At 62.7% G+C, this 17,310-nt stretch carries 16 protein-coding genes; 6 read left to right on the top strand and 10 right to left on the bottom strand.

Translation table 11 applies throughout. The annotated features are described in order from the left end of the window. Window positions 1–74: 74 nt before the first annotated feature. The 10 genes from IPM16_22155 to IPM16_22110 all read right to left on the bottom strand — a co-directional run bounded on the left by IPM16_22155 (window position 75) and on the right by IPM16_22110 (window position 11,075). The gene (locus tag IPM16_22155) at window positions 75–521 is read right to left on the bottom strand and encodes a DUF1905 domain-containing protein (GenBank protein ID MBK9125811.1); all 447 of its coding nucleotides are present in this window, start codon (window positions 519–521) and stop codon (window positions 75–77) included. Window positions 522–732: 211 nt separating this feature from the next. Further along, window positions 733–1,710 carry a copper chaperone PCu(A)C gene (locus IPM16_22150; GenBank protein MBK9125810.1) on the bottom strand — a complete coding sequence of 326 codons (978 nt, stop codon included), beginning with the start codon at window positions 1,708–1,710 and terminating at the stop codon, window positions 733–735. A gap of 54 nt (window positions 1,711–1,764) precedes the next feature. Continuing rightward, window positions 1,765–2,403 (bottom strand): SCO family protein, encoded by a 639-nt coding sequence (locus IPM16_22145; protein MBK9125809.1) that lies wholly within the window; start codon window positions 2,401–2,403, stop codon window positions 1,765–1,767. Between the two features lie 12 nt (window positions 2,404–2,415). Then, window positions 2,416–3,162: a FixH family protein gene (locus tag IPM16_22140; protein ID MBK9125808.1), complete on the bottom strand. Its 747-nt coding sequence runs from the start codon at window positions 3,160–3,162 to the stop codon at window positions 2,416–2,418. 224 nt (window positions 3,163–3,386) lie between these two features. Then, window positions 3,387–4,694 (bottom strand): polysulfide reductase NrfD, encoded by a 1,308-nt coding sequence (gene nrfD, locus IPM16_22135; protein MBK9125807.1) that lies wholly within the window; start codon window positions 4,692–4,694, stop codon window positions 3,387–3,389. After that, the gene (locus IPM16_22130; GenBank protein ID MBK9125806.1) at window positions 4,694–5,536 is read right to left on the bottom strand and encodes a 4Fe-4S dicluster domain-containing protein; all 843 of its coding nucleotides are present in this window, start codon (window positions 5,534–5,536) and stop codon (window positions 4,694–4,696) included. The genes nrfD and IPM16_22130 overlap by 1 nt, the downstream gene beginning before the upstream one ends. After that, the gene (locus IPM16_22125; protein MBK9125805.1) at window positions 5,533–6,858 is read right to left on the bottom strand and encodes a cytochrome c3 family protein; all 1,326 of its coding nucleotides are present in this window, start codon (window positions 6,856–6,858) and stop codon (window positions 5,533–5,535) included. The genes IPM16_22130 and IPM16_22125 overlap by 4 nt, the downstream gene beginning before the upstream one ends. Window positions 6,859–6,877: 19 nt before the next feature. Continuing rightward, on the bottom strand, window positions 6,878–8,395 hold the full coding sequence (locus tag IPM16_22120; GenBank protein MBK9125804.1) for an ammonia-forming cytochrome c nitrite reductase subunit c552: 1,518 nt from the start codon (window positions 8,393–8,395) through the stop codon (window positions 6,878–6,880). Between the two features lie 155 nt (window positions 8,396–8,550). Further along, on the bottom strand, window positions 8,551–9,243 hold the full coding sequence (locus IPM16_22115; GenBank protein ID MBK9125803.1) for a response regulator transcription factor: 693 nt from the start codon (window positions 9,241–9,243) through the stop codon (window positions 8,551–8,553). After that, window positions 9,240–11,075, bottom strand: a complete 1,836-nt coding sequence (locus tag IPM16_22110) for a HAMP domain-containing protein (protein ID MBK9125802.1) — start codon at window positions 11,073–11,075, stop codon at window positions 9,240–9,242. Before IPM16_22110 ends, IPM16_22115 begins: the two co-directional genes overlap by 4 nt. A gap of 278 nt (window positions 11,076–11,353) precedes the next feature. Between IPM16_22110 and IPM16_22105 the strand changes: the two genes are divergently transcribed. From IPM16_22105 to IPM16_22080, 6 genes are read left to right on the top strand one after another with little or no spacing between them, the layout of a single operon-like run. After that, complete coding sequence (locus IPM16_22105) at window positions 11,354–11,905, top strand: cytochrome c maturation protein CcmE (GenBank protein ID MBK9125801.1); 552 nt, start codon at window positions 11,354–11,356, stop codon at window positions 11,903–11,905. Beyond that, complete coding sequence (locus tag IPM16_22100; GenBank protein ID MBK9125800.1) at window positions 11,905–13,998, top strand: heme lyase CcmF/NrfE family subunit; 2,094 nt, start codon at window positions 11,905–11,907, stop codon at window positions 13,996–13,998. The genes IPM16_22105 and IPM16_22100 overlap by 1 nt, the downstream gene beginning before the upstream one ends. After that, window positions 13,998–14,504 carry a cytochrome c-type biogenesis protein CcmH gene (locus IPM16_22095; protein ID MBK9125799.1) on the top strand — a complete coding sequence of 169 codons (507 nt, stop codon included), beginning with the start codon at window positions 13,998–14,000 and terminating at the stop codon, window positions 14,502–14,504. The genes IPM16_22100 and IPM16_22095 overlap by 1 nt, the downstream gene beginning before the upstream one ends. 6 nt (window positions 14,505–14,510) lie before the next feature. Further along, the gene (locus IPM16_22090) at window positions 14,511–15,092 is read left to right on the top strand and encodes a TlpA family protein disulfide reductase (protein ID MBK9125798.1); all 582 of its coding nucleotides are present in this window, start codon (window positions 14,511–14,513) and stop codon (window positions 15,090–15,092) included. Next, on the top strand, window positions 15,092–15,511 hold the full coding sequence (locus IPM16_22085; GenBank protein ID MBK9125797.1) for a hypothetical protein: 420 nt from the start codon (window positions 15,092–15,094) through the stop codon (window positions 15,509–15,511). The genes IPM16_22090 and IPM16_22085 overlap by 1 nt, the downstream gene beginning before the upstream one ends. Beyond that, entirely contained in the window at window positions 15,511–17,166 is a 1,656-nt protein-coding gene (locus IPM16_22080; GenBank protein ID MBK9125796.1) for a cytochrome c, read from the top strand. Before IPM16_22085 ends, IPM16_22080 begins: the two co-directional genes overlap by 1 nt. Window positions 17,167–17,310 lie beyond the last annotated feature (144 nt).

Below are 17,310 nucleotides of genomic sequence, written 5' to 3'. Positions count from 1 at the left end.
AATCACCGAAAAAGGCAATGGATTCGCGGCGCTTTGTGCCGTGTGCGATGGCGCCGCCTAGCGGTATGTCCCGCTCAGCTGGTGACTTTCGCCACGATCGCCGCGATTCGGCGGGCGCGCGTTTCTGCCGCCTTGGCCGACTCGACCTGCCGGACGTGCTCCTTGCGTAGGGTGTACGAAAGTGCATCGAATATGTCGCGTGCGCCGGGATGAGCCGCCAGCGCCGCCGCCAGATCGTCCGGCACATCTACGGTACGAGGGGACGAGTCCAGCTCCAGCGTTACGGTAATCGGATCGCCCGCCTGCACGCCGGAGGCGTCGCGGTGCTCCTTGGCAAACGGCAGCATGAACACGTCACCATACGCTCCGACGGTGCTCCGATACGCGTAGCCGTTGACAGTCACGACGACTTTCGGCCGCTTGCCGGACGCCAACTGGTCGACCACATGCGGCGGCACCGGGATGCCGGTCGCGTTCATTCCCTCGGCCTGCTGAAGAACACTCTCGAACGTAACGGACATGGCAATGCTGCTCCTTCTCTCGCCTGGAAACGGTTACGCTTGAGTCGACCGATACCGGCTGGATGTCGGTTGACCGTGTCGGGTATCGAACATCTGATCTACGAGTATAACCCGGTTTCGCGATTGTTGAGCGTCAAATTCACAAAAGCACCCCGTGCCTTTCGACACGGGGTGCGTAGTTCTTCTGTTCCGTGCGTTCGTTCGGGCCGTGCTAACCGCCGCCCATCGAGTGGCCGCCCATGTCCATGCCACCCGCCATTGGCTCGCGCACCGGAACCGTCAGTTCGACCTCGCCGAAATCGGCAAACGTCAGCGTGAAGTCGATTTCCGCGCCGGCGGCAAGCTCGCCGGTCAAGCCGATCATCATGACGTGCAGGCCGCCGGGCTTGAGCACCGCCAGACCACCGGCGCTCACCGCGATCCCGCCTTCGATCGGGCGCATCATCATCATGTCGTTCGCGCCCATCGTCATCTCGTGCAGTTCGACCGTTTCGGCGGCATCCGTGGCGGCGGCGATCAACGTGTCTTCCACGTCGGTCAGGTTCAGCAGCAGGCCGTAGGCCGCGCTGGTCGGCTGACCGGGGCCGGCAGGCCTCACCCACGGGTCGACGACGTGGACCCCGCGGCACGCCTCGGGCCACATCATCTCCATGTCGTCCATATTGCCCATCGCCGTATCGCGTTGGGTCATGTCCATATTGCCCTCGCCGCCCATGTCCATGCCTTCGACTGGCATTTCGCGGATCGGCAGGACCAGCTCGACATCGCCGGCATTTTCGAACGTCAGCGTGATCGCTAACTCCTCGCCGGCGACCAGCGGCGCGGTCAGGTTGATCAACATGATGTGCAGTCCGCCGGGTTCGAGGACGGTGAAGCCGTTGGCCGAGACCGGGAATCCCCCCTCCATCGGGCGCATCATCATCACGTCGCCCTCGCCCATCATCATCTCGTGCAGTTCGAGCACTTCGGCGGCCTCGGTGCTAGCGGCGATCAGCGTATCATCTTCACTGCCGAGATTGACTAACACGCCGTATGCCGCACTGTTGGGTGCACCCTCAACGGTGGCACGCGCCCAGCCGTCAAACAGATACACGAGCTCGCAGGTCTCCGCCTCTTGCGCGATCACCGAAACCGGCGCCAGCGCCAGCATCAACGCGACAGTTGCCACCAGCAGAGTCTTTACACGCATTGTCGTTCTCCTAAGGTACGAAAGAAACACACGACGCCCGGCGATGGCCCGCGACTACGTTTCGGCCTGTAGAATCCGCTGCAGGTCGTCGCGGATCAGCCGGTAATCCGTGCCGTACAGATACTGAACCATCAGCCGCCCGTCGGGGTTGATCAGAAAGATCGACGCCGTGTGATCGATCAGGTACGCCAGCGGAGAGTCGCCCAACGGACGCTTCTCCGCCACGACGCCGAACTGATCCATCACGCTTTGCAGCGGGTCGCCCTCTGCGCGCAGGCCGATGAAGTCCTGATGGAAGCCCCCTACGTACTGCGTCATCAGATCGAGCGTGTCGCGCTCGGGATCGACCGTCACAAACAGCACTTTGACTCGATCGGCAGGCTCTTCCAGTTCAAGGTAGATCTGCCGCAGTTCGGTGAAGGTCGTCGGGCAGAAGTCGGGGCACGTGCGGTAGCCGAAGTAGATCAGCACGATTTCGCCCCGGTGATCGGCGAGCCGAAACGGCTCGCCCGTTGTGGAATCGAACGTGAAGTCGGTCAGTACACGCGGCGGATCGAACACGGCGCCGTTCAGGTCATCAAGGTATGCAGGCGGTGGCGGAACCCTCGGTGTTGCTGCCGGCGCCGGGGCACCGCCGCAGCTCGTGGCAGCCAGCGCCACAAGCGCCAACACCATCATCCGATAAACGCGCATACCTGATCCTCTCTACCCTTCCACTACGATATTGATATAACCGACGTCGTTTAGGCTGCATACGCCTTGAAACACGGCGGCCTGCGTGAAGCGCTGGCGGATCGTCTCGCCCGACCGGATGAAGAACGGCCCAATGGTGTGATCCACAATGTCGTCGTTGCGGATCACGAGCGTGTCGCGCCTACCGACTTGCAGGCGAATGTCGTCCGGCAGTTCGTCATGGCCGCGCCGCACCATGTCGTAGGTCCCTTGCGGGATCACGATCCACAGCTCGCTATCGGGGCTTTGAGCCATATCCGCAGTCGTCTCGCGGATCAGGCGATAGGTCGCGGCCGGTTTGTCGTACTCCGGTGGCAGCGCATAGACGTACGCGCTGAACTGCTCGGTCAACGCCTCTGAGTCCTCGCCCGTCTGTGCCGTGACGTCGATCGTCCATGAGCCGTTCATCGGCCACACGACGCGGAACACGTACTCACCATCGCGGCCACCCTCTTGAACACCGCGCAGTGGCAGCATTCCGCCGTGATCCAACAGGCCGGACACCGCCACGTCGGCACCTTCGACCGGGCTGCCGTTCGAGTCGCTGACGAGCACACGAAGCCGATTGACCCCGATCGTCATCGGAAATGGGGCGGAGCTGAGTTCAATCGTCAGACCACCGGACGGTGTATCAGCCGCGCTGTCGTCGAACACGAAGAGCATCACCGCCGCGACACCGACGATAATACCGATCAGAAGCAGCACCCCGAGAAACCGCATCCGTCAAATACCTCAGCACCAGATCGTGCAACCGTACGCTCCCTACCCCTACAGTCTAGCGGAACGCGACCGCGTGGACAGTGACATGCGTCACGTTGTGCAAGGCAACGTATCAGGTCGGAGCATCTCTCCATACCTTCAGCCTAGCATGTGAAAACGGGCCAGTCGAGATCCTCTCGCTGGCCCGTTCCACATGGACTTACGCGTGGTGCTGCGGTGTGACTCTACCCGTGATGCCCCGGTTCAGGCTTCGACTGATGCTCAACCACGGCCGGCGCAGTACCTGCCGGGCGCGAATCCGGATAGATGTTCAAGAAGCGCACGGCCAGCGTGAACGCCAGCCAACTGTACGCGACAATGCCGATGGCCACCCCCCATTCCACCAGCGCCGGCTCATAGGTGTTGACCGGGAAGATCTCGGCCACGCCCGGCGACCAGTCGAGCGGGATCACGAAGCCGGACAGGGTCATGTTCCAGCGATTGATCACCAGCCCTGCGATGATCATCAGGCAAGCCAGCATGAGCGCGTTGCGGTTGTTCCGCAGGCGTCCCCACAGCATGAAGACGGCAGGCACCAGCGCGCCGAACAGTACTTCCCCAAACCAGAACGTGAAGTTGTACGGCGTGTACTGCGCCAGTGTCTCGGCGCCGAACTGCTGTTCGGGCACGTGGCTGTAGTAGTTCGTCGCCAGCCAGCTCCAGAGTTTGAGATAGAGGTAGGCCAAGCACGCAAAGCCGACCAGACGCGCCACGCCGTTGATGATGTTGGGCGGGGCTTGCTCGCGCCCGAGCAGCTTACCGGAAAGGAGCGTGACGAGAAGCGTCAGCGCGGCCCCGCCTGCCACGGCGGACAGAATGAACAGCACCGGCGCGCTCGGCGAATACCAGAATGGCCGCGCGGTCAAGATGCCGTACGTCGCGCCCAGCGATGACTGGTGCAGCAGGGACAGACCCATACCAACGACGGCGACAATGGGCATCAGGCGGTGCAGCAGATGCGAGATCGACACAAGCAAGCCGATCTTCTTGAGCGGCGTACTTTCGACCAGCACCGGGAACAGCTCGATCAGCAGCACCGTGAGGTAGAGCACGACGCACATCGTGATCTCCCACAGCACCGAGTGCACGTTCCAGTAGATGATCGGGTGGTAGAACCGGTCGAAGCGGCCGATGTCGATAAACAGCGCGATCATCGCCGAGGAATAGCCGAGAAAACCGACCAACACCGCCGCGCGGGCAATCGCTTCGTACTGCCGCATGCGGAAGATGTAGACCGCGGCCGACAGCGTGAACGCCCCCGCGCCCAGCGCGATGGACGACAGGTCGACGGTGATCCACAGGCCCCACGGCAGTTCGTCGGTCAGGTTCGTCACGCCGAGGCCGTTGATCATCACATAGACGAAGCTAATCGCGCCGACCGTCAGCATGGCGACCAGCAGCATCAGCCACAGGATGAACCGGACGGAAACACCGCGCCGCTGTGGCGCAGCGGGAATGGCAGTCGATGTCATGGAGTGTGCTGTGGCGCTCATCACAACAAGCCCTCCGGCGGAATATAGTAGACGCTGGGTTCAGTTCCCAAATCTTCGCGCAACCGCAGTGTCGGCTTGGTGCGCAGAATGTGCGCGACCGTACTGTTCGGGTTGTTGACGTTGCCGAAGAAGCGTGCGTTCACCGGGCAGATGTTGACGCAGGCCGGCGTCGCTTGCTCGTCGACACCGGGCATCAGGCCGGCGGCCAGACCCGCGTCGATGCGATGAATGCAGAACGTGCACTTTTCGGGGACACCGCGCGGGCGGCGATCGACTTCCGGGTTCCCCCACTCGGGGACGCGCGGGTTGACGTCGGTGCGCTCGGTCCAGTTGAAGGCGCGCGCGTTGTACGGGCAGGCCGTCTGACAGTAGCGGCAACCGATGCACTTGTCATAGTCCATCACCACAAGCCCGTCGTGCCGGTGATACGTCGCACCCACAGGACAGACCTCGACACACGGCGCATGTGCGCAGTGCAAGCACGGCCGCGTCAGGTGAAACTTGTCGCCGAGCTCCGTCTGATCTTCGACACGAATGTTCCAGCGCATTTCGTCAGTTGTGTCGTTTGTCGCCTGACAAGCCCAAACGCAGTAGTCGCAGCCGATGCACTTGCTCAGGTCGATGATCATGACCCATTTGTAATGGGGATCACCGCCGTGCGCTTCGAGCGCCGGGTTGCTGAGAAGCTGGCGCGCGAAGGTGTCCAACGGGTGGGCCAGCGTCGCCGCCAGCACCATCGTGGCGCCGCCGCCGAGCAGCAGCGTCATGAACTCGCGGCGGTTCAGCAGGGTTACGCCGGGGGGTGCCTCCTTAACCTGGGGGGTGGGTTCCTGATCGTTCATGACCGGTCCTCATAATCTTCCTCGGTGGGGGATGCCTGCTTCTCAGCCGCAGGCGCGCTGTGTGATGGCGCTGGCTCGTCCGACGACGGTTCGGGCGCAGGCGGCTCGGCCGACATGGTCGGCTTCGGCTCCGGCGCCGGGGAGTCCGGCTCGGGGGCGGCACGGCGATTGTTGCCGCGCGTGATGAAGACTGCCGCAAACGTCACGCCAAAGCCGAGGCCGAGGATCAAGCCCTGTGCCAGCGGCACGAAACTCTCCTGCTGGACTTCCGGCTCGGCGGCATGAACGGCTTGTAGTTCGGCAAGCTGTTCCGCAAGCCGGTCGCGTTCCAGACGAATGCCTTCGCCCTCGCCGGAGAGCCGCGACCACGCCCCGCTGACCATCAGTTCCTCGTGGCAGGTCGTGCATGGCACGGAGGTCAGGTTCATGCCATGCGCTGTCGGCGCGTTGATGATCGCGGTCGTCAGTCCGAGGTTCTCGGGCCGTTGTTCTTCAGGGATGAACATGTGACAGTCCGTGCAGCCGACCGGGTAGTCGTTGCTGGCATGCTGCTGGTGCGCCCATAGATCCGGCATGGTGTTGTGGCAGTTGAGGCACAGCTCGTCTGCAGTGTCACCCGCGCGAATCTGCTGGCTGTGCGGCGAATGGCACGTGGCGCAGCCCAGCGGACCGATGTCGACATGGGCGCTGTTTTGCCATTCCGTCAGGGTTGAGACATGGCACGTACCGCAGACGCCGGCGACCAGATTGCGTTCCTCGACCACGGGCTGGACGTCATGCGACCCGTGGCAGTCCGTGCACACGGCCGCGTTCAGGTTGCCGCGCAAGATCGCTGCCTCGTGTAATCCGTGCTGCAGCTCTTCCGCATTTTCGGTATGGCACGTCACACAGCGCTGCACGGCATCGAGCGTGCTGATGCGCTTGCTCTCCGGCGATGGGCCCGTGTGCGGGAACGAGTCGGTCCCGTGACAGTCGACACAGCCAAGCGGGCCGAGCGGATTGTCCTCCCCGTGTACGGACGCAGCGACCGTATCCGGGTTCACGTACAGATTTTGAATCGACCCGTCTTTGAGCTGGACGGTCTTCCACGGCCTGATATGGCACACAAGGCAGTAGCTGTTGTCGCCGGTCGGCTCGATTGGCTCGCCTTCGAGGTTGTAGATCCCCACTGGCGTCGGGCTGGCTTCCTGCTCTACAGCCGGTGTCTCAGGCGCATCCTGCGCATAGGCAGGCATTGAAGCCAATACGTACAGCCCGGTCACGAGCAGCGTGATCCCAATGCCGTACACGATACCGATGACTCGACGTTTGGTAGTCGTCATGTCGAACTCCTACTCCGCTCTACTGCCCGGCCCCGGACGCAGGCGTCACGGCAGCAGTATCAGTGTCATACAATCCGAGGGCCTCATACACGGCATCCAGCAGGGCGTCGGCATAGGCATAGTTGTGCATACCGAGGCTGCCGTCGTTCTCGACAAAGTCCAGTGCCTCGACGATCCATTCCGGCGTGGTCGGCGTGACCAACGCGCGCGCGGCGTCGAGACGTTCGCGCGTACTGTCTTGCACGTCGTTGATGAGCTGTTCGATCAATGCGGGTTCAGCCTGTGTGCCGTGACAATCGCTGCACGCATCCGGCAGCCCTTCGACGCCGAATGCCAGCACCGGCTCAAACAGGTGGCTGGTCCGCGTGCCGCCTTCGACCGGAATCTGCGGCATGTGGCACGACGTGCAGGTTGGGCCGTCCTCGACCGCGAAGTGCACCCCAATCAACGGCAGGACCGTATCGACCACCGGCGCGCCTTCGTACATCTCTTTCGAAGGACGGCCGCCTGCGCTCGACGTATGGCAGGTTACGCACAGGGCGTCCGAGTCCGCGATGAGGTTGGCCGGTCGGCCCTCCTCACTATGCGGATCGTGGCATGCGGTGCAGCCCGCGACCTCGGACCCATCGTCCGTGGTGCCCGCGTGAGCCGAAAGCGCCCACTCGGTGTACTGCATATTGATCTGTCGTCCGTGACCAGACTCCCACCAATGCACATCGGTCTCGCCGGCAAACTCGGCCTGCGTAAACATGTCGGACAGCGTCATACCGGGTCTGTAGCCGGCGGCATAGGGTTGCCCGTCGGGTCCAGTCGCGCGGCTGTGGCATTGCCCGCAGGCCTGCGAGTCTGCGCCAGAAGCGATGACCGCAGCGATCCGCGCCAGACCTTCTTCATCTGGATTGCGGCCTTCGTCGCGCGCAACCTCTTCGTGTTCGCCGCCGGGGCCGTGGCAGGACTCGCAGGTCACGCCGATGTCCTCCCAGTCCAGATCTTCAGCGTCGAAGCCCGTGGTGTGGCAGGCGGCGCAGGCCGTCTCGAAGTCGTACGCCGGGTCATCCCATGAAGCGGCCAGTTCAAGCGGTTCCCACTCGCCTGCGGCGACGTTCCACTGGGCTGGCAGCACGCGATAGTCACGGCGATCTTCTTCGTAAACATAGGCCTGCTTACTGCGCCCGGCGCCGAGGATGAACGCGACGTCATCAAGTTCGAAGGCGCGCGGGGCGTCTTCCTCGGGGAACTGCATGGTGCGCACCTCGGCGCCGGCCTCGAAGTCGGCCAGCACGCCCTCACCGCGGCGCCCCGGCTCGGCCAGTGTCAGCGCATGGAACGTTTCAGTGTGGGCACGCACCTCGTTGCGATGGCATGCCGAGCACTCGTCCGCGCCGAGGTAGTCGGCGTCGACGTAGTACGGTTCTTCGTCCTGTGCCGAAACCGGTGCGGCCGTCTCGCCCAGCAAAATCAGGCCCAACCCGCAGGCACACAGCACCACGCCTACCGTAAGCAGTGAACTGCAGCGAAGTTTTTTCGGAATCATCATGGTCCTACCTTTGCGATGCGCCGCGATCCCTATGCGGGTCTGGTGCGGTCACAGCGTCTTTGTCGTCTCATTCCGCCAATTGTCGCGCCATCGCGCGCATTATCCATCGTTCACCGGGATGAATCGGCTCACCCTATGGGCTGATTCACACGGTCCTACTGCGATACGAGATTCAGCCGAACCGCCAGCAGCGCAGCCTGCGTGCGGTCGGATACGTGCAGCTTCTGCAGGATGTGCTGCACGTGGGTCTTCACCGTTGGCAGGCTGATGCCGAGCGCATCGGCGATCGCGCCGTTTGCCAACCCCTGCACCATCAACCGCAGCACGTCCAGTTCACGCTCGGACAGCGGTTCGATGTCGATCAAATCCTCGCCCGTGGCGGATTTCTGCCCGCCGTGCGGCTCGTCGCTCTGGGCGGCCTGCGCCAGCGCGGCCTGCAACAGCGACCGGTCAATCAATTCCTCGCCCACAGCCGCCGCGCGCACCGCGCGCACGATCTGGTCCGGATTGGTTTCCTTGGACAGGTAGCCCGCCGCGCCGCCGCTGATCGCCCGTGCCAAGTACGACGGGTTCGCGTAAGTCGTCAGGATGATGACGCTCGTCTGCGGCGATACCTGCTTAATATGCGGTAGGCTGTGCAGTCCGTCACCGTCCTTCATGCGGATATCGAGGAGCATGACGTCCGGCGTGATGGACTCAGCCAACTCGATCGCGGCGGTACCGCTATCTGCCTCTCCGACTACCTCGATCCCCGGCCTGTTCAATAGGGCGCGCAGACCCTGACGGACGATTCCGTGATCATCGACGATTGCGACTCGAATAGCCTTTTCGGCGACGTTTTGGGTCATGACTGGCCCGCCTTATTCCATACATCCATCGTCAAGTTTTCAATCACATCGCCCCTGCGCGCCGGGGCATCCATCGTCAGCGGCACTTCGACATTGACTCGCGTGCCGCTTCCGGGTTCGCTGTAGATGTCGCACCGCCCATTGATAAGGCTGGCGCGCTCGCGCATGGTCGTAATCCCCAGCCCGCGCGTGCTGCCGTCATCCGAGTCGTTGACCTTGAACGCATTGGGATCGAACCCGGTCCCGTCGTCCGAAATCGAGAGGTGGATGGCGTCGCCGTTGTGCATCGTCACGGTGACGTGCTTGGCGCCGGCATGCTTGCGTGCATTGTTAAGCGCCTCTTGCGCAATGCGATAGAGGGTGACGCCGATCGTCAATTCGGGCTCAACCGGCAGCGGATGCAAGTCGAGTTTCAGGTCCCACCCGGCCAGCTCGGCCGTCGAATATGCGATGTCCTCAATCGCTGCCGACAGCCCGAGGTCGTCCAGCGCGGCGGGCCGCAGCCCTTCGATGATGCGCCTTCCCTCGATGATCGCGCCGGTCAGGGCGTCGCAGCCGCGCTGAATGCTGCCGCTCAGATCCGGCATCTCGACCGCGAACTGCTCTTGACAGTTGCCCAAGTAGAAGCGCGCGCCGACCAACTGCTGAAGCAGCCCGTCGTGCAGGTCGTATGCGACCAGCTTGCGCTCCTCTTCTTGCGCGTTGATCAGCCGTTCGATCAAGCGACGCTCGTCCTTGCGCTTGCGATCGAGTTCGCCGGCCATCGCGGTGAAGGTGCGCATCAGGCCGCCCACTTCGTCATTGGGGACGTTATCGGGAAGCCGCGGTGCCTCGCCGTCGTGGCCGAACTTGATCGCCATCAGCTCAAGCTGCTTGATCGGCTTCACGAGCAGGTAACTGATGAGCAGCGCAAGCGATATCGCCAGCAGCGCCGCCCCAAGCATGAGGATCAGCGCGATCTGATAGAAATCGTTGATCGAGGCGTACAAGACTTCGGTCGGCGTGCGCCTGAGGATCACCCACGACTGCGCTTGTCCACTGTCGGACACCAGCCGCGAAGGATAGACGGTATCGTATACCACGACGCTTCCGGCCGTCTCGAAGCTGCCGCCGTTGCCGCCCAGCATGCGCGGGACGTCCGCGGCGATCGTCGCCGGGTCGAAGTCCTCGGGATATACAATGAAGTCGCCGTTCTGGTCGATAACCGCCCACTGGTCGGTGCCCGGCTGAATGGGCAGCGACCGCAGCAGCCACCGTGCGCTGAGGTCGATCACCAGCACGCCGCCCGTGATACTCACGGCGTAGCGTACGTATGGCACGTTCTCGACGACGAACGGCTCGATGTACACGCCGTCGCGCGGGAGATCCATCGCGGCGGTGAAGTAAGGCGTGCCGGCATGATTGGCGCGGCCTTCCGCTGCCGTGATACGCACCCGTCCATCACCGGTTTGACGCACGGACGCGATCTCCGTGCCTTCGACGTTTATCAACATGATGCTGAGGTACATCGGGCGCACCGAAGCGTAGATCAGGAAGTCCTGCTCCACTTCGCCGAGCGCTGCCAGTTCGCCATCCGGTTCCGATGTGACGCGCAGCGTGTCTAGGCTGCGCATGTTGGCCAGATAAAGCGCGTCGCCCTGTACCTGCTGCAGCGCACTCACGATCGCTTGCGACTGCAAGTGGACTTGGTTCTGGGAGCGTTCGAGCAGCTGCTGCGACAGCGCGCGCTGCGTAAAGAAATTCCCATAGATCGCCGTCGCCACCAGCGGGACGATGGTGAGGATCAAGAAGGAAATCAACAGCTTGGCGTGAAGGCTTCTCAAAACAGACATTGTGCTCCCCTTCAAGCCCTATTGTTGCGTATCTTTCTTCTTCTGTGGTGTGATAGACATCACTCAACAAAATGTAATCTATCCCGTTTTTGTTCGCACCACATCCGAACATGGGGGATTCGTTAGACTGTGATGAATCGTGACAATCGTCACGTACAGCGGTGACCCACAGTAGGGGAATTTTGCGTTTCAATTCGGTATACTTCGGGTCATCTGAGAGAAGTAATGCCGTCAACGTCAAGCTGAAGACTTCCGTACTGAGTGGAAGAGGAACACCAATGACCGATATCGGATGGACCAAGACCGCTGAAGCTCCCGCACCGCGCCGCGCTATCAACGGAGAGCGCCTGAAGTACATGATTGGCGGCGTTGCGCTGTTGGCGGCAATCGTCGTCTTAATGGTGAGCGGCACGCTCTCCGGTATGCGGTACTTCATTACCGTCGACGACCTGCTGGCGGACGACGCGCTGGTCGGCCAGTCGGTGCGCATCACCGGTGCGGTCATCGGCGAGAGCATCAATTACAATCCAGAGACGCTCGACCTGAGCTTCACTGTTGCGCACGTGCCGGCAGAGAACGACGACCTCGGCATGGCGCTGCACCTCGCTGTCAACAATGCCGACGCCCAACGGCTCGTGATCGTCATGGAGAACGAAGTCAAGCCTGACCTGCTGGTTCACGAGGCACAGGCGATCCTCACTGGCACGCTGGGCGCGGATGGCAAGTTCTACGCCGACTCCCTGCTCTTGAAATGCCCGAGCCGCTTCAGCGAGATGGTTCCGGAGACCGAGAATTCGTCCGCCGATGCAGCGCACGGGGGCGATGCTTAATGCTTGCAGAAGTCGGGTTCATCGCGGCGTGGCTTGCGTTTTTCGTCGCGGTTTACAGCGTATTCGCTGCGCTGCTCGGCTACCAACGACACAGCACCGGCCTGATCCTTAGTGCGCGTAACGCGACTTATGTGATCTTCGGTGCGCTGACCGTTGCGCTCGGCACGCTGATGATCGCCCTGCTCTCGCAGGATTATCAGATCTCGTACGTCTGGTCGGTCAGCAACCCCAGCATGCCGACGTTCTATCGCGTCACCGCGCTGTGGGGCTCGCAGGCCGGATCGCTGTTGTTCTGGTGCTGGTTGTTAGCGGCGTTCAGCGCGGCCTCGGTCACGTTGAATTGGCGCTCCAACTACCGCCTGATCCCGCATGTCATCGTCTTTCAGTCCACGATCACGGCGTTCTTCCTGCTGCTCAATCTAGTCATCGAAAACCCGTTCAACCGCTTCTGGTTGGACGGTGCGGAGGTTGTTCAGTCGGCGCTGATTCCGGCGGGGCTCGTCGCCCCGTCCGAATTCAACCTCGCGCAGTCGGCGCGCGGGCTCAATCCGCTGCTTCGGCACGTCGGCATGGCGATCCACCCGCCGATGCTGTACCTCGGCTTCATCGGGTTCCTCGTGCCCTGTGCGTTCGCGTTTGCCGCGCTGGTGACCGGCGACCTGAGCAACAACTGGATCCGCGCGACGCGCCGTTGGACGTTGATCGCGTGGGTGTTCCTCGCGCTGGGCCTCATTCTCGGCGGGCGCTGGGCGTATGACGTGTTGGGCTGGGGCGGTTACTGGGGCTGGGATCCGGTCGAGAACGCGGCATTCCTGCCGTGGCTGGTAGGCACCGCGTTCCTGCACAGCATCATGATTCAAGAGAAGCGCGGGCTGTTCAAGACGTGGAACATGTTCCTCATCATCGCCACATTCTCGGCGGTGATCTTCGGCACGTTCGCCACCCGCAGCGGTCTGGTCGAAAGCGTGCACAGCTTCGCCCGCAGCGACATCGGCTTCCCGATGTTGATGATCTGGTTCACCGTCACGCTGACGCTGGGCGGGTTGATCGTGTGGCGGCGCCGGCGAGGCGAACTGCGCGACGATCACACGTTCAGCGGCATCTTCAGCCGTGAAGGGCTGTTCCTGCTCAACAACTTCGTGTTCCTCGCGCTGTTCGTGGTGATCTTCTGGGGCAGCTTCGGCGCGCCAATCTCGTCCGAGCTGTTCTTCAACACCAACATCACGTTGGGCCTCGAGTACTTCAACGGCGTGACACCGTGGTTGTTCCTCGCGCTGTTCGTCCTGATGGGTATCGCGCCGCTGTCGGCGTGGGGCGCGAGCGCGCTCGCACGGCTTGGCCGCGGGCTGGTCGTTCCGGTCATCCTGACCGTGGCGACCCTGCCGATCTTCATCCTTCAAGGCCACACCAATGCGTGGTCCATCGTCGGCTATTTCTTCGTGCTGCTGGCCGGGTGGGTCGCAATCTATGAGACCTACCGTGCCCTGCGCGCGCGTGCGCGCCAGCGCGGCGAGAACCCGATCACGGGTTATCTCTCGCTGCTCCAGCGCAATCCGCGCCGCTACGGCGGCTACCTGATCCACTTCGGGATTGTAGTGATCGGCGTCGGCGTCATCGGAAGCACTGCCTATCAGCAGGAGACGCAGGCCACGCTGCGCGTGGGCGAATCGACGACGATCAGCGATTACACGCTGGTGTATGACCGGTTCGAGGGCGGGCAGGTAGCCCAAGACGGCCGCATCATGGACATCGCCGTCGTCAGCGTGTGGCGTAACGATCAGCTTCAGGCGACCCTTCGCCCGCGCCGCGACTTCTTCCCCAACCAGCAGGATATGAACAGCATGACCATCGCCGGCGCGCACAGTACGTTGGAGAACGATTTCTACGTGCTGCTGCTGAGCTGGGACGAGATCAGCCAGAACAGCGCGACGTTCAAGATTTACATCAACCCGCTTATCAACCTCGTGTGGTGGGGTGGCTTGATCCTGATCGTCGGCACGCTCGCGGCGATGTACCCGAACGCCGCACCGTCCCGGGTCGAGAGCCGCGTCAGCGCGCCCGACAGACGGGCATTTGGAGGAGGACGCGCCTGATGCGCAGACGGACTGCCGCGCGAGCGATGCTCGTGCTCGCCCTTTTGATCGTCGCCGTCGTGGCGGTCGGGTCGGCCGCTGCGCAGGACACGCCGGTCGTGACTGACAACGACGTCAACGCGATCGCCAAGACGCTGTACTGCCCGGTGTGCGAGAATATCCCGCTCGACACCTGCCCAACTGCAGCGTGCGAGGATTGGCGTTACGAAATCCGGCTGATGCTGGAAGACGGCTTCACATCCGACGAAATCAAGGCGGACTTCGTGCGCCGCTTCGGTGACCGCGTGGTCGGCACGCCATACGATCCGGTGCTGCGCGCGCTGTCGTTCCTGATCCCCGTCTTGGCTGCGGTCGGCGTTGTGGCGCTGGTGGTCTATTTGACAGTGCGCGCGCGCCGTACTCCGTCCCGGCACCGCCTCGACGCGGTGGCGCCAGCGGCGCAGCACGACGGCCTGAGCCTTCAGGAACGCCTGCGCGCCGAGATCGAACGCGATATTGCGAGGTAGCGACGAATGACTGACACCCTCGATCAACTGCTGAGTCCGCAGCCCGAGGCGAAATCTGCCCGTAAAGGGCTGAGTACCGGCACGATCTTCATGCTGGTTGGCTTCGTGGTGTTCGGCGTAGTGATCGCACTGGCGCTTTTCCGCCAGTCCGCGCCGCAGCCCACCGAAGGCGCCGCGCCCGATTTCGAATTCGAGACGTTCGACGGCGCCAAATACCGTCTGTCGGATTTCCGCGGCAAAGTCGTCGTGCTCAACTTCTGGGCAAGCTGGTGCGCTCCGTGCCGCGACGAAGCCCCCGAGCTTCAGTCGGCATGGGAGTACTACCGGCCCGGCGAGCAGGTCGTGTTTCTCGGCGTCGCGTATGCCGACAACGGCGTGCGCTCGATGGAGTACCTCGACGAGTTTCAGATCGACTACTTGAATGCGCCTGATCTCGGCACCCGCGTTTCCGATCTGTACGGTATTCGCGGTGTGCCCGAAACGTTCGTGATCGATCAGGATGGCAACGTCGCACAGTTTATCTTTGCAGGGGTGACCGAGGCGCAGCTTCGGGAAATCATCGATCCTCTGCTCGGGGAGCGCAGTTAATGGAACCCGCTTCACTTATCATCACCGTCCTGTTGTTACTGGGCACGGTCGCCTACGTGGTGATGCCCCTTGTGCGCGCACGCCGGAACATCGCGCCAAAGGTCACCGAACTGCAGCGCCAGCGTGACGCCCTGCTGGTCTACTACCAGCAGGTGACCGGCACGCTGCGCGATTTGGACGACGACGCACAGGCCGGCAAGCTCGATATGGCCGCCTATGAGGAAGAACGCGAACGCTGGATGCAGCGCGGCGTTGCCGTCCTACAAGCCATCGAGGAATTCGAGAAGCGGACGACTCCGGTCACCCAGGGAAAATCGAACACCGCGCTCGACAGCGTAGACGACATGATCGAAGACGCCGTAGAGAAGTATCTCAAAACGCATCCGGCGGCAGAGGCCATCGCTCAGGAACGGTCGTAATGTACAGTTTTCAGCATGTCGCGCCGAAGCGTGCGACGCTTCGGGTATGGGTTCTGGCTGTCTTGGTTCTGTGGGCGGCCGTAGGCTGCAGCGGTTTGGGTGGCGAGCCCGAGGTCGTCTCGACTCTGCGCCCAGCCCCATCGCTCGCCGCACCGGCGACACCGATCGCCGACCCGATGGCCGCCGGCGCGCAGATCTTTGCCGCGCGCTGCGCAACTTGCCACGGGCCGCAAGGTCGCGGTGACGGTGATCTGGTCGCCAGCGGGCAGATCGACAACATTCCCGACATGACCGATCCGACCCGGCGCCCCGGCGTGACGCTTGAGGACTACTACGAGATCATCACCAATGGGCGGATCGAGAACCTGATGCCGCCGTGGCGCGACGCGCTCAGCGAGGACGAGCGGCGCGCGGTCGCCCAGTACGCGTACAGCTTAATCGACCTCGTCGCGCTCGAGCCAGCCTCGACGCCGGAGGTCACGGCGGTGGCAAGCACTGACACGTCTACCGATTCACAACCCGAAGCGACCGAAACCGGCACCGACAGTGCATCCGAAGCGCCGAGCTCGGTCGGGTTCGGGACAGTCGAAGGCACGATCAACGTGGGTACAGCAGGCGCTGCGCTTCCCGAAGGCCTAGAGACTCGCCTGTTCGTGTTCTCAATGGCCGGCGAGGAAGTGCTCGCCAATACCGCTGTCGCGGAAGGCGGACGCTACCGGTTTGAGGACGTACCGATCGACCCGCAGTATGTCTACATGACCAGCACGACGTACAACGAGGTGACGTTCGTCAGCGACATGCAGACCGGCGGCGACGCAGTGCCCGAGACGGGCCTACTCGATATGCCGCTGACCATCTACGACGTCACCAGCGACCCGGCCGATCTTGCAATCGACCTGCTGCTGCATCAGGCAGCCCCGCGCGAAGACGGCACGCTGGAAGTGCTGCTCGTCACGCAGATCGAAAACCTGTCCGACAAGGTTTACCGGCAGGCAACGTTCGTCCAGCCCAACCGCTACGGCGTAGTCCCAATCCAACTCCCTGCAGGCGCGGTGCCAATCGGGCTCGACTCTCAGCGGTACATCTGGGATCAGGCCAGCAGCACGGTCATCGACACGCTGCCTGTCGTCCCGGGCACGGACCACATCATCCACGTTTCGTACGTGATGCCGTTCGACGAAGGCGGCACGACGTTGACGTTCAATGTCGACTACCCGATGACGAACCAACCGGAACTGATGCTGGTGCCGGGCCAGTTCCGTGTCGAGAGCGAACAGTTCCAATCACAGGGGACGTTGCAGTTCTCAGGCGGCACGTTCGAGGACTACGTTGGCAATCCGCTCAACGCGGGCGACCTATTGATCTTCACGCTGTACCCGTCCGATCCCGCCGCCACGCCGCCCAGCCCACAGTTGGTCCTCGGCGTCGTACTCACGGTGGTCGGCATTGCAACGACCGCGCTGGCAGGCATCCTGATCATCCAACAGCGGCGCAGCGGCCCTCGTGGCTCCGAGTCGCTGGTGGCCCAGATCGCACAGCTCGACCTGCTCTACCGCGACGGACAGATCGCCGAAGACGTGTACGAGAGCCGGCGCAAGAAGCTCAAGGACCAACTGGCCGAAGTCCTCCGCAAAGAAAAGCGCGGGAAGTCATAGGATTCTGCGGAGGCGTTGCCTCCACAACTCCACAAGAGGTTTACACCCCTCTGGCCCCATTGCTCCCATTTTGCGGAGACCAGACTCCGCCACGCTGCCGCCTGCCGCCACTCTGTCGTTGCGTTCATGCGGTTGATGACCGGA

Source organism: Candidatus Flexicrinis affinis, assembly GCA_016716525.1.
GTDB classification, from domain to species: Bacteria; Chloroflexota; Anaerolineae; order Aggregatilineales; family Phototrophicaceae; genus Flexicrinis; species Flexicrinis affinis.
The sequence above is the reverse complement of the archived record's forward strand: the minus strand, read 5'-3'. Positions and strand labels throughout refer to the sequence as shown.

Bases quoted from the DNA above. Each gene is read 5' to 3' on its own strand.
- IPM16_22085 (MBK9125797.1), top strand. From the start codon at position 15,092: ATGGAACCCGCTTCACTTATCATCACCGTCCTGTTGTTACTGGGCACG.
- IPM16_22130 (MBK9125806.1), bottom strand. From the start codon at position 5,536: ATGAACGATCAGGAACCCACCCCCCAGGTTAAGGAGGCACCCCCCGGC.
- IPM16_22150 (MBK9125810.1), bottom strand. From the start codon at position 1,710: ATGCGTGTAAAGACTCTGCTGGTGGCAACTGTCGCGTTGATGCTGGCG.
- IPM16_22115 (MBK9125803.1), bottom strand. From the start codon at position 9,243: ATGACCCAAAACGTCGCCGAAAAGGCTATTCGAGTCGCAATCGTCGAT.
- IPM16_22145 (MBK9125809.1), bottom strand. From the start codon at position 2,403: ATGCGCGTTTATCGGATGATGGTGTTGGCGCTTGTGGCGCTGGCTGCC.
- IPM16_22120 (MBK9125804.1), bottom strand. From the start codon at position 8,395: ATGATGATTCCGAAAAAACTTCGCTGCAGTTCACTGCTTACGGTAGGC.
- IPM16_22080 (MBK9125796.1), top strand. From the start codon at position 15,511: ATGTACAGTTTTCAGCATGTCGCGCCGAAGCGTGCGACGCTTCGGGTA.
- nrfD (MBK9125807.1), bottom strand. From the start codon at position 4,694: ATGAGCGCCACAGCACACTCCATGACATCGACTGCCATTCCCGCTGCG.
- IPM16_22105 (MBK9125801.1), top strand. From the start codon at position 11,354: ATGACCGATATCGGATGGACCAAGACCGCTGAAGCTCCCGCACCGCGC.
- IPM16_22140 (MBK9125808.1), bottom strand. From the start codon at position 3,162: ATGCGGTTTCTCGGGGTGCTGCTTCTGATCGGTATTATCGTCGGTGTC.
- IPM16_22090 (MBK9125798.1), top strand. From the start codon at position 14,511: ATGACTGACACCCTCGATCAACTGCTGAGTCCGCAGCCCGAGGCGAAA.
- IPM16_22100 (MBK9125800.1), top strand. From the start codon at position 11,905: ATGCTTGCAGAAGTCGGGTTCATCGCGGCGTGGCTTGCGTTTTTCGTC.
- IPM16_22125 (MBK9125805.1), bottom strand. From the start codon at position 6,858: ATGACGACTACCAAACGTCGAGTCATCGGTATCGTGTACGGCATTGGG.
- IPM16_22095 (MBK9125799.1), top strand. From the start codon at position 13,998: ATGCGCAGACGGACTGCCGCGCGAGCGATGCTCGTGCTCGCCCTTTTG.
- IPM16_22110 (MBK9125802.1), bottom strand. From the start codon at position 11,075: ATGTCTGTTTTGAGAAGCCTTCACGCCAAGCTGTTGATTTCCTTCTTG.
- IPM16_22155 (MBK9125811.1), bottom strand. From the start codon at position 521: ATGTCCGTTACGTTCGAGAGTGTTCTTCAGCAGGCCGAGGGAATGAAC.